Here is a 266-nt window from a genome sequence, read left to right as displayed (position 1 = left end):
GGCAACCGGTGTGTAGGTGACGGTGCCGTCGCCTTCAATCACAACATTACCGTGCGCAGGTTGAGTCACGCTTTGTACTGTGATGGTATCACCGTCCAAATCGCTGTCATTGGCCAGTACGTCAATATTGGCACTGGAGTCTTCATCCAAAATGCTTACGTCGTCCAGTGCTACCGGCGGATCATTCTGCGGGTTGACTGTTAACGTCACCATTGCGGTATCTGTTCCGCCTTGGCCGTCGGTGATGGTGTAGGTGAAGCTGTCAG

1 protein-coding gene is annotated in these 266 nt (G+C 53.4%); it reads right to left on the bottom strand.

Going from position 1 to position 266, the window contains the following annotated elements; translation table 11 throughout:
* A partial coding sequence (locus HZ297_RS11935; protein ID WP_178863990.1) for an Ig-like domain-containing protein occupies window positions 1-266 on the bottom strand: 266 nt, incomplete at both ends.

Origin of the sequence: Thiomicrorhabdus cannonii (genome assembly GCF_013391695.1) — a bacterium.
Classification (GTDB): domain Bacteria; phylum Pseudomonadota; class Gammaproteobacteria; order Thiomicrospirales; family Thiomicrospiraceae; genus Thiomicrorhabdus; species Thiomicrorhabdus cannonii.
This window is presented reverse-complemented; position numbering and strand designations above follow the sequence as displayed.